Source organism: Roseococcus sp. SDR (assembly GCF_019083995.1).
In the GTDB taxonomy this organism is placed as follows: Bacteria; Pseudomonadota; Alphaproteobacteria; order Acetobacterales; family Acetobacteraceae; genus Roseococcus.
In genome coordinates this window covers 24,919-35,265 of the sequence record NZ_JAHRCU010000031.1, presented here as the reverse complement: position 1 = coordinate 35,265, position 10,347 = coordinate 24,919, and the positions used below count along the sequence as shown (strand labels likewise).

General features: G+C 70.8%; 8 protein-coding genes. 3 read left to right on the top strand and 5 right to left on the bottom strand.

The features are described from left to right. Positions 1-1,747 (top strand): SbcC/MukB-like Walker B domain-containing protein (locus KTR66_RS22850; RefSeq protein WP_305799146.1); only part of this gene is annotated, 1,747 nt, incomplete at its 5' end. A 65-nt stretch (positions 1,748-1,812) separates the two neighbouring features. On the opposite strand, the gene KTR66_RS22845 is transcribed toward KTR66_RS22850, so the two are convergent. The 4 genes from KTR66_RS22845 to gtdA all read right to left on the bottom strand — a co-directional run bounded on the left by KTR66_RS22845 (position 1,813) and on the right by gtdA (position 7,065). Continuing rightward, positions 1,813-2,226 (bottom strand): hypothetical protein, encoded by a 414-nt coding sequence (locus tag KTR66_RS22845; protein ID WP_213616832.1) that lies wholly within the window; start codon positions 2,224-2,226, stop codon positions 1,813-1,815. Between the two features lie 110 nt (positions 2,227-2,336). After that, positions 2,337-4,784 (bottom strand): DNA topoisomerase (ATP-hydrolyzing) subunit B, encoded by a 2,448-nt coding sequence (gyrB, locus tag KTR66_RS22840; protein WP_213616830.1) that lies wholly within the window; start codon positions 4,782-4,784, stop codon positions 2,337-2,339. A gap of 45 nt (positions 4,785-4,829) precedes the next feature. After that, positions 4,830-5,963, bottom strand: coding sequence for a DNA replication/repair protein RecF (gene recF / locus KTR66_RS22835; protein WP_213616828.1), 1,134 nt, complete (start codon positions 5,961-5,963; stop codon positions 4,830-4,832). A 52-nt stretch (positions 5,964-6,015) separates the two neighbouring features. After that, positions 6,016-7,065, bottom strand: coding sequence for a gentisate 1,2-dioxygenase (gene gtdA, locus KTR66_RS22830; RefSeq protein ID WP_213616826.1), 1,050 nt, complete (start codon positions 7,063-7,065; stop codon positions 6,016-6,018). Positions 7,066-7,252: 187 nt separating this feature from the next. On the opposite strand from gtdA, the gene KTR66_RS25145 reads away from it, so the two are divergent. Next, positions 7,253-7,381, top strand: a complete 129-nt coding sequence (locus tag KTR66_RS25145) for a hypothetical protein (RefSeq protein WP_256437657.1) — start codon at positions 7,253-7,255, stop codon at positions 7,379-7,381. 339 nt (positions 7,382-7,720) lie between these two features. Then, positions 7,721-9,397, top strand: coding sequence for a glucans biosynthesis glucosyltransferase MdoH (gene mdoH, locus KTR66_RS22825; RefSeq protein WP_213616824.1), 1,677 nt, complete (start codon positions 7,721-7,723; stop codon positions 9,395-9,397). Here mdoH and KTR66_RS22820 read toward each other — a convergent pair. Next, entirely contained in the window at positions 9,382-10,326 is a 945-nt protein-coding gene (locus tag KTR66_RS22820; protein ID WP_213616822.1) for an esterase-like activity of phytase family protein, read from the bottom strand. The two genes, mdoH and KTR66_RS22820, sit on opposite strands and share 16 nt — an antisense overlap. Positions 10,327-10,347 lie beyond the last annotated feature (21 nt).

Genomic DNA, 10,347 nt, shown 5'->3' with positions numbered 1-10,347 from the left:
CGAGCCGCGCCGCGCCGCCATGACCCAGGCCGCGCAACAGGCGAGGGACGCGACGGCGCTGCGGGAGGCGGAGGCAGCCTGCATCGCGGCGCAGGCCGCGCTCGCGCAAGCGGAGGCGGAGGCCGCGCGGGCCCGCGCCGCGCTGGATGAGGCCGAGGCCGGCCGCGCCGCCGCCGACGAAGCCGCCTGGGCCGCCGCCGCCGCCGAACTCGCGCTGCACCTGCGGGAAGGCGAGCCCTGCGCCGTCTGCGGCGGCACGCACCACCCGCACCCCGCGACACCCGCCGCAGGGCAGGGCGAGGATCGCGCCGCGGCGGCACGGCACGAGGAGGCGGCACGCCGGGCCCATCTTGACGCCAGCACCAGGCTCGCCCGCGCCCAGGGCGAAGTGCGGGCCGCGACCGCCCGCCGGGACGACCTCGCCCGCCGCCTGACCGATCCTCTGCCCGAAGGCGCCCTCGCCGCCACGCAGGCCGCCTTCCAGGCCGCCGAGGCCGCGGCGCGGCGCCTGACCGCGCTCGACACCGCCCTCGCGCAGGCGGAGGAGGCGCGCCGCGACGCGGAGGGCAGGCTCAACATGCAGGAGGTCGCGCGCGCAACGGCGCAGGAGGCCGCGACCACCGCCCTGGCCGCCCATGCGACACGGCTGGAAGCCCTCCCGCCCGAGGCGCGGGACGAGAAGGCGCTCGCCACCCAGGCCGCCACCGCGCAGGCCAGGCTCAACGCGCTCGCCACCGCCCTGGACCGCGACCGCAAGGAGGACGCCGCCGCCGGCGCCGCGCTGCACGCCGCCCAGGCCGCCGCGCTGGCGGCCGCCGCCAGCGCCGAAGCCGCCCAGACCGCGCTGGAGACGGGCAAGGCGCGCATGCTCGCCGCCTGCGAGGCGGCAGGCTTCTCCACGCTCCACGCCTATGCCGAGGCGCGCCTCGCGCCCGACGCGATGGAGGCGCTGGCCGCGCGGATCGAGGATTTCCGCCTCCGCCTCGAACTCGCCCGCGCTGCGGCCACGCGCAGCGCGCGCGACATCGAGGGGCTGGCGGCGCCGGATCTCACCACGCTGGAAACCGCGGCAGGCAATGCGCAGCAGGCCGCACGCATGGCCACCGGGCTCGAAGGCGAAGCGCGCGAACGCGCGGCGCAATCGGCCGGCCTCCTCCAGCGCATCCAGGAGGCCGATGCCAGCTTCGCCACAGCGCGCGAGCGCCACGCGCTGCTCGACAATCTCGCCCGGCAGACCAAGGGCCAGAACGCGCGGCGCCTGGATTTCGAGGGCTTCGTCCTGGCCAGCCTGCTGGACGAGGCGCTGGGCGCCGCCAACGCCCATCTGCACCGCATGATGGCCGGCCGCTATCACCTCGCTCGGCGCGAAGATCCCTCCCGCGCCAATGCCGCCGTCGGCCTCGACATCGAGGTCTTCGACGAACACACCGGCCAGTCCCGCCCCGCCGGCACGCTCTCGGGCGGCGAGGGCTTCTGCGCCGCGCTGGCCCTCGCCCTCGGCCTCGCCGAGACGGTGCAGGCCCATGCCGGCGCGCGCCCGGTGGACACGCTGCTGATCGACGAAGGCTTCGGCAGCCTGGACGAGGAGGCGCTGGACAAGGCGATGGAGGTGCTGGCCGGCCTGCAGGGCGGCTCACGCCTCGTCGGCATCATCAGCCATGTCGCGGAGCTGAAGACGCGCATCCCTGCGCGGCTGGAAGTGACGCCCGGCCTCCGGGGCAGCAGCGCGCGCTTCGTTGTGGGTTGAACCGCGCGCGTGAGGATCGGGCGGCCGTGACGCGGCCGCCCCATCCGGTGCCCCAGCGCATGGGCTCAGCGTGCGGTGCAGGTGAAGCGGATCGCGCGGCCCACATCCACCGCGCTCGGCGCCCCGGTGCCGGCCGGGTTGTTCACGCGGATCGTCAGGAACTGAACGTCCTTCTGCTCATAGCTGTTGAGGTCGAAGGTGGCGATGTGACGCACCACGGGGAAGCGGTTGTTGTTGATCACGATCTCGCTCACGGCCAGCATATTGGCCGTCATCGGGCGGTTGCTGCGGTTCTGGAACTGGCCGTGGTACTGCACCTGCGCCGTGCGCCCATCCGAGAGCACATTGGCGTAGAGCGAGTTGGTGTAGAGCGTGTTGTTGCAATAGGTCGGCAGGCCCTGGGCCGCGGCGGGCTGGGCGAAGCTCATCACCGCGGCAGCGGCGGCGGCGAGGGCGGTGGTCTTGGCGAAGCGGGTCATGGCCGGCTCTCCTGTCTCCCGTGGAGATCATCCCCCACGAGAGACACCATGCCACTGGCCCTTGATAGGCGAAATACCACAAAACCAATCCGGAAGATCGGTGGTGCCGATCAGACGTCCAGGTTGGCCACCTTCAGCGCATTGCCCACGATGAAGTCGCGCCGCGGCTCCACCACATCGCCCATCAGCGTGGAGAAGACGCTCTCCGCGTCCTCCGCGTCATCCACGCGCACCTGCAGCAGCGTCCGCACCGCGGGGTCGAGCGTCGTCTTCCAGAGCTGGTCCGGGTTCATCTCGCCCAGGCCCTTGAAGCGCTGGAAGGAGAGGCCGCGGCGGCCCTGCGCCAGGATGCGGTCGAAGGCGGCGAGCGGGCCGCGCACGGCGACTTCGCTGCCCTCGAAGGCGAGCTTGGCACCAGCGGCGAATTCCGCCGTGAGCTTGGCGCGGCGGTCATCCAGCCAGCGCGCCTCGCTGCTGCGCAGCGCCGCCGCCGTCAGCGTGTGGCGCTCGGCCACGCCGCGCACCATGCGGTGGATGTGGATCCCCGCATCATCCACCGCGGCCTTCCAGCCGCGCTCGGCCGGCGGCGCCATCGCGTCCAACCGGCTCACGAAATCCGGCGCCCCTTCCATCGCGCGCTGCTGGTCAGGCGTCAGGATGCCCGCCATCGCCGCCTGCTCGACGATCTCGACCGGCACCTGTGCGGCCAGGCGCCGGATGCGCGACGTCGTCTGCCGCAGGCCTTCCACGATCTCGGCCAGCTCCTCGCCCGCGACCACGCGGCCATCGGCCAGGGTCATGCGCGCCCCGCTCGTCGCCTTCTCGATCAGATAATCCTCGAGGGCGCGGTCATCCTTCAGGTAGCGCTCCTCGCTCCCGCGCTTGGCGCGATAGAGCGGCGGCTGCGCGATATACAGGTGCCCGCGCTCGATCAGCTCCGGCATCTGGCGGAAGAAGAAGGTCAGCAGCAGCGTGCGGATGTGCGAGCCATCCACATCCGCGTCCGTCATGATGATGATCTTGTGGTAGCGCAGCTTGTCGGCCGAGAAGCCGCCCTTCGCCGGATCGCCAGAGCCGATGCCGGTGCCGAGTGCGGTGATCAGCGTGCCGATCTCCGCACTCGCCAGCATCTTGTCGATGCGCGCGCGCTCCACGTTCAGGATCTTGCCCTTGAGCGGGAGAATGGCCTGGTTGCTGCGATTGCGCCCCTGCTTGGCCGAGCCACCCGCGCTGTCACCCTCGACGAGGAAGAGCTCGCTCTTCGTCGGGTCCTTCTCCTGGCAATCGGCGAGCTTGCCGGGCAGGGTGGAGATATCCAGCGCGTTCTTCCGCCCCACCTTCTCGCGCGCCAGCTGCGCCGCCTTGCGCGCGACCGCGCTCAGCACGACCTGATCGAGGACGAGCTTCGCCTCCTTCGGATGCGTCTCGAACCAGTGCGAGAGCGCGTCCGCGACCGCCATGTGCACCACCGGCTGCACCTCGGAGGAGACGAGCTTGTCCTTGGTCTGCGAGCTGAACTTCGGGTCCGGCACCTTCACCGAAAGCACGCAGGTCAGCCCCTCGCGCATGTCATCGCCGGCGAGCTCGATCTTCTCCTTCTTCGCCAGCTCTTCCGCGTATTTGGAGACGACGCGCGTCAGCGCCTGGCGGAAGCCCGCCTGGTGCGAGCCGCCATCGCGCTGCGGGATGTTGTTGGTGAAGCAGAGCATCACCTCGCGCGGGGAATTGGTCCACCACATGGCGAGCTCGACGCGGATGCCGTCCGTCTCCTTCGCCACCACGCTGATCGGCGGCTTGAAGAGGGATTCCTTGCCCTTGTCCAGCCATTCGACGAAGGCGACCAGGCCGCCATCGAACTTGAATTCAGCCAACTGCGCCGGCACGTGGCGATCATCGCGCAGCGTGATGGCGAGGCCGGAATTGAGGAAGGCCAGCTCGCGCAGGCGCCGCTCCAGGATGTGGAAATCGTATTCCACCTGCGTGAAGGTCGCGGCCGAGGGCTTGAAGGTGACCTGCGTGCCCTGCGGATGATCCGAGGGGCCGATCACCTTCAGCGGCTGCACCGTGTCGCCATGCTCGAAGCGGATGAAATGCTCGATGCCGCCGCGCCAGATGCGCACTTCCATCCATTCGCTGAGCGCGTTCACCACGGCCGCACCCACGCCGTGCAACCCGCCCGAGACCTTGTAGGAGTTCTGGTTGAACTTGCCGCCCGCATGCAGCCGCGTCAGCACCACCTCGGCGGCACTCACGCCCTCTTCGGGGTGCATGTCCACCGGGATGCCGCGCCCGTCATCGGTGACGGAGACGCTGCCATCGCCGTTCAGCACCACGTCCACGCGGCTGGCATAGCCGGCCTGCGCCTCGTCCACCGAATTGTCGATGATCTCGAAGGCCATGTGGTGCAGGCCCGAGCCGTCATCCGTGTCGCCGATATACATGCCGGGGCGCTTGCGCACCGCCTCGAGGCCGCGCAGCACGGTGATCGAAGCGCCGGTATAGTCGGCGTCGGAAACCTGGTTCGGCGTCTCGTCACCGGTGGGGGAATCGCTGCTCATCGGGAATCGCAAAACCTTTGGAAGAACCTACGGTTTATGCCCGATTTATGCGGGCAGGGACAGGGGCGCGGGATGGGCCTCCCCCGGGGCGATTCGCCAATGGCCGGCGCGCCCGGCAAGGGGGCCGAACACCTCCCTATCCGTGCCCGTCAGAAAGCATTGCGCGGGCAGCGCGGCGAGTGCCGCGAACAGCGCCCCGCGCCGCGCCTCGTCCAGGTGGGCGGCCACCTCGTCCAGCAGCAGGAGCGGCGCGAAGCCGCGCGCGGCCGCGATCAGCCCGGCATGGGCCAGCACGGTCGAGATCAGCAGCGCCTTCTGCTCGCCCGTCGAGCAGAGCCCGGCCGGCATGGCCTTGGCCGCATGGGTGAAGAGCAGGTCCGCCCGGTGCGGCCCGCTCAGCGTGGCCCCCGCCGCCGCATCCCGCGCGCGGGAAGAAGCCCAGGCCGCGCGCAGCGCCTCCTCGGCGGCCAGCGCCGGCATCTCCTCCAGCAGCGCCGCCGCCGGGCATTGCAGCGCCAGGATCGCGGCCGGGAAGGCGCTCTCCGCCACGGCGCCCTGGGCCTCGTTCAGCCGCGCCACCAGCGCCCTGCGGGAGGCCGCGATGGCGATGCCGTGCCGCGCCATCGCATCCTCCAGCGCGGCCAGCCAGGCGGGCTCCGCGCGGCCCTTCTGCAGCAGCCGGTTGCGGCCGGCCATCGCGGCCTCATAGGCGGTCGCTTCCCGCGCCAGATGCGGCTCCAGCGCCATCGCCAGACGGTCCAGGAAGCGCCGGCGCCCGCCGGCACTCTCCTGGAAGAGGCGATCCATCTGCGGCGTGATCCAGACGGCGGCGACGCGCTCGGCCAGTTCCGCCTGGGCGCGGATCTTCTCGCCATCCAGCCGGAAGGCGCGGCGCTCGGCGCTGCCCTCCTCCAGGCTGCCGGTGCCGATCTCGAAGCCGCCCAGCCCATCGTCGAAATGGCCCGAGACGCTCCAGCTTCCGCCGCCCTGCATCCCCACCTCGCCGATCCGCGCCCCGCGCAGGCCGCGCCCAGGACCGAGCAGGCTGATCGCTTCCAGCAGGTTCGTCTTCCCCGCGCCATTGGGACCGGTGAAGACCAGCATGGGCGCGTCGAAGCGCAGCTCCGCCGCGGCGTAGGAGCGGTAGCGCGTGAGGCGGAGGCGCGTGAGACGAAGCATGGCGAAAGGCGGCCCAACGGCCGCGCGACGTTCCTCTGGAAACAGGCCGCCCTTATGCCCTGGCTTCGCGCCAAAGCCCAAGTTTCTCCTGCGCCGCGCGGTCGGAATAGCCGAAGAGCACCAGCTCGCTCGCCGCCTCCAGCTCCAGCGGCTGCCAGGAGGGCACGACGAAGCAATCCCGCTCCATCAATGCGAAATCCTGCCCACCGATGCGCGCCGTGCCACGCCCCGAGACGACGACGAAGATGGTGCCATCCGTCGCCTGGCGCGCCCGCGTGGTGAAGCCCTGCGGCAGCAGTCGAACATGCGCCGCGATGGTGGGCATGATCGGCCCGCCATCGGCCGGATTGGTGAATTCCAGCGCGTGGGCCAGGTGGGGATCGGGCGCGTCATGGGTGGCGATGGCCCGCAACGCCGCTTGCCATTCCGCATGGGGGTAGTGGAACAGCGGCAGCTGCGCGGGCCGCCGCGCGGCCGGCGTGCCTGCGAAGGGCCGCAGATTGCGGCCATAGCGCGCCAGCGTGTCGCCCGCCGGCGCCGTCTCGGCATGCGCCGATTCCGGCAGGCGCTCGGCGAAGCTCGTCTCGAAGAAGCGCACCATCGGGATATCGAGGCCATCCAGCCAGATCATCGGCGCGTCGCTCGTATTGCCGTGATCATGCCATTGCCAATTGGGCGTGAGCACGAGGTCGAAGGGCCGCATCACCGCCTTCTCGCCATCCAGCGCGGTGAAGGCGCCGTCGCCCTCCATCACGAAGCGCAGCGCGCATTGGGTGTGGCGGTGACAGGGCGCGACTTCACCCGGCAGGATGAGCTGCAGGCCGGCATAAAGCGCGGGCGTGGCGCAGGAGGAGCCAGGCAGGCTCGGGTTCTCCATGATCAGCACACGTCGCTCGGCCTGCTCCGCGCTGATCAAGGCGCCCGCACGCATGAGGAAATCGCGCGCCTCGGCATAGCGCCACAGGACCGGCGTCGCGGCGGAACGCGGCGTGGGGGTTACGAGGCCGTGCAGCACCTCCCAGAGAGGATGGAGATGGGCGGGCGCCATCTCCGCATAAAGTTGGTGCAGGGCTGCATCTGCCTGATCGCGCTGAGCGTACATGTTTCGGATCCGCGGGGTGGCTGCGGGAGCATAAGCGTGAGTCGCGCCGGAGTAAAAACGTCTCAAAAACCGTAAACTAATCTTTTAAATAAACAAAATGCACATCAACCACAATTTCTGGTTTCATTCGTGAATGGGTCGTGTATAAGAATGGCAGGTGCAACCTCCAAATGTAAGGAAATTGAGAATGTCTGACCGTACTGAGATTAATCGCGGTGAGGTCGTTCTGTTGGCGCTGCGCTTCTCCCTCCTCGCCGCCTCCGCCGCCCTGGTCGGCGTCCTGGGCCACGTCGCCTGGAAGATCATCTCCGCCTGATCCGTCTCGCCACCTCGCCTGACGGAGGCCTCCGTCCAGGGCGAGCCGGCCACACGGTCCTGCGACGCCGCGGCCCCTCCTCCCGCGACGCCGCATGACCGCCTCGCCCGACCGACCCGCTTTCGGATCAGGCGCCCCACCCAGGGTTCCTTGATCCTGGCCTCCGCCGCACACCCCCCCTTTTCCCGCGGCGGAGGCCTCTTTTATCCCGTCGCCGGGCCAAGCCAGGCCCGGGGGCACACCGCCCAGCCTCCTTTCCGGGGGTGCGGGCAGCAGCGGCCGAATTCCAGGCTGAAACCTGCCGTGATGTGGCGCGGATTATCCGCTAAGCGTCCCGGCATGCGCATCCGACCGATTGCCACACTCGGGCTCGGCGCCCTGATTGCCGGCGCCTTGCTCACGGCCTCCACCTTCCCCACCCCCCCCTTGGTGGAGGCCCTTCTTCTTCCCGAGGCCCTGTTCCTCGCCTGCCTCGCCCTGCTCACGCCCTGGATCGCGCTTTCGACCGTGAATGCGCTGCTGGGCGGCGCCATCCTCCTCTTCAGCCGCGACCCGCCGGCCCATGTGGTGCCCGCGCTCCGCGGCCTCGACCTCACGCGCCCCACGCCGCAAGGCCGCACCGCCATCGCGCTCTGCCTCCGCAACGAGGAGATGGCGCCCATCCTGGCCGCGCTCGCCCCCCTGCTGGACGGGCTGCCGGCCAGCCATTTCGACCTCTGGTTCCTCTCCGACACGCAGGACCCCGCCTTCCGATCGGCCGAGGATGCCGCCCTCGCCGGCTGGCGCCCGCAGGATGCGGGGCGCATCCATCTGCGCCGCCGCGCCGCCAATACCGGCTTCAAGGCCGGCAACGTGATGGAGTTCCTGGAGAATGAGGGCGCGGCCTATGACTACCTGCTCTGTCTCGACGCCGACTCGGAGATGACGCCGGCGGCCGTGATGAAGCTGGCGCTCGCCCTGGATGCGGCACCCCGCATCGCCATCCTGCAGCAACTCATCGTCGGCCGCCCGGTCGCCGCGCCCTTCCCGCGCCTCTTCCAGTTCGGCATGCGCGCCGGCATGCGCGCCTGGGCCACCGGCCAGGGCTGGTGGCAGGGGCCGAAGGGGCCCTATTGGGGCCACAACGCGCTGATCCGCATCGCCCCCTTCCGCGCCCACGGCAAGCTCGACACCCTGCCCGACGGCTCCACCATTCTCAGCCATGACCAGGTCGAGGCGATCCGCCTGCATGGCGCGGGCTGGGAGGTCTGGTGCCTGCCGGAGGAGCGCGGGAGCATGGAGGGCAACCCGCCCGCCCTGCCGGAATTCATGGCCCGCGACCTGCGCTGGGCCGCGGGCAACATGCAATACCTGCCGCTGCTGCGCCGCCCGGGACTTTCCGCCATGGCGCGCTTCCAGTTGATCCAGGCGATCCTGCTCTTCCTCTGCGCGCCGCTCTGGGTGCTGGCCTTCACGCTGGCCGCGATCCTTGCCGCCCTGGGCCGCTTCGATGAGGTCAGCGCCTGGCATCTGACCGGGCTCATGGCGCTCTTCTGGGTGACGCAGCACGCGCCGAAGCTGATGGGCTATGCCCAGGTGCTGCTCCAGGGGCGCGAGGCGGCGCGCTATGGCGGCCGCGCGACCTTCGCGGCAGGCGCGCTGGCGGAGATCCTGTTCACCACCATCCTCTCGCCCATCTCCTGCGTGAACAAGGCGCGCTTCCTGGCCGCGCTGCCCTTCGGCGCCCGCATGGGCTGGGCCGCGCAGAACCGCACGGCGCGCGATGTGGGCTGGGGCGATGCGGCGCGGCTGCTCGGCTTCCACACGATGATGGGCGTGCTGACCTTCCTCTTCCTCGCGCTGACCGCACCCTGGGCCATCTGGTTCGCGCTGCCCTGGGCGGGCGGGCTGCTGCTGGCCATCCCCTTCTGCGTGATCACCGCCTCACCCGGATTCGCGCGCTTCCTGGTCACGCGCGGCTGGGCGGCGACGCCCGAGGAAGTCGATCAGCACGCCATGCTTCAGCGGAGCGCGTAAAGCAGCAGCAGCGTCTGCTGGAACAGGTTCTGGTTGTCGTCCGAAACGAGGGCGACCAGCGTGCGCCCGCCATGCCGCGCCACCGCCACCCCCTCCCAGTTCTCGGCGGGCGCATCGGGCGGCAGGTCGAGCCAGGTCTCGCCGCGCAGGGGCTCGTTCCCGCGCAGCGCCGCCGCCGGCAGATGCGCGAGCCGGCACGTGAAGCCACCGAAGATGGAGAAGCGCCGCTCCAGCACCAGGGCCCCGCCATCCGGCAGGCCGGCGGCATCGGTCGGGTCCATCCCCGGCGCGGGCAGATAGCTCGTCCGCCGCCAGATCACCCGCGTGCTGTGCAAGGTCCCGAACCATGCAGCTCGGCTCTCCGCCCCCGCCCCACCGGGCAGCGACTCGCCCAAGGCCAGCAACCGCCCATCCGCCAGCACGGCCAGCGCCTCCAGCCCGCCATTGCCGGGCGATTCCTCCAGGCCTGGCGGCGTCTCGACCGGCGTGCCCGGCCCGGCGGTGAGATCACGATAACGGATGATGCGGTGCCGCCGCTCGAAGCCGACGAGCCAATCGCCATCGGGCAGCCGCGCGAGGCTTTCCGCATCCGCCTGCACGCCACGGCGCAGCGGCTGCCCCGCCGCATCGCGCAGCGGCCCGTGCCGCGCCTCACCGATGCCGGCCAGCCGGCCCTCGCGCAGCGACAGCGGCGCGCGCCACCAGCGGCCTGTGTCACTCACCGCCGTCAGCATCAGCTCCGGCGACAGATGCAGCGCGGATAGCCCGCCGAAACCCCAGGGCGTGGTGTCGAGTGCCAGCGCGCCCAGCGGTTCGAGAAACGGCCGCGACGGCGCGCCCAGCACCGGCGCCTGCGCCCGCGCGCAGCCCGGCAGCAGCGCGAGGCCGGCCAACAGCGCACGGCGATGCAGGGTGTCAGAGATGGGCATGGGGCATCACGTCTCGCGCGG

Coding starts and splice junctions, on each gene's coding strand:
- KTR66_RS22820 (WP_213616822.1), bottom strand. CDS start 10,326: ATGCCCATCTCTGACACCCTGCATCGCCGTGCGCTGTTGGCCGGCCTC.
- gtdA (WP_213616826.1), bottom strand. CDS start 7,065: ATGTACGCTCAGCGCGATCAGGCAGATGCAGCCCTGCACCAACTTTAT.
- recF (WP_213616828.1), bottom strand. CDS start 5,963: ATGCTTCGTCTCACGCGCCTCCGCCTCACGCGCTACCGCTCCTACGCC.
- gyrB (WP_213616830.1), bottom strand. CDS start 4,784: ATGAGCAGCGATTCCCCCACCGGTGACGAGACGCCGAACCAGGTTTCC.
- KTR66_RS25145 (WP_256437657.1), top strand. CDS start 7,253: ATGTCTGACCGTACTGAGATTAATCGCGGTGAGGTCGTTCTGTTGGCG.
- KTR66_RS22845 (WP_213616832.1), bottom strand. CDS start 2,226: ATGACCCGCTTCGCCAAGACCACCGCCCTCGCCGCCGCCGCTGCCGCG.
- mdoH (WP_213616824.1), top strand. CDS start 7,721: ATGCGCATCCGACCGATTGCCACACTCGGGCTCGGCGCCCTGATTGCC.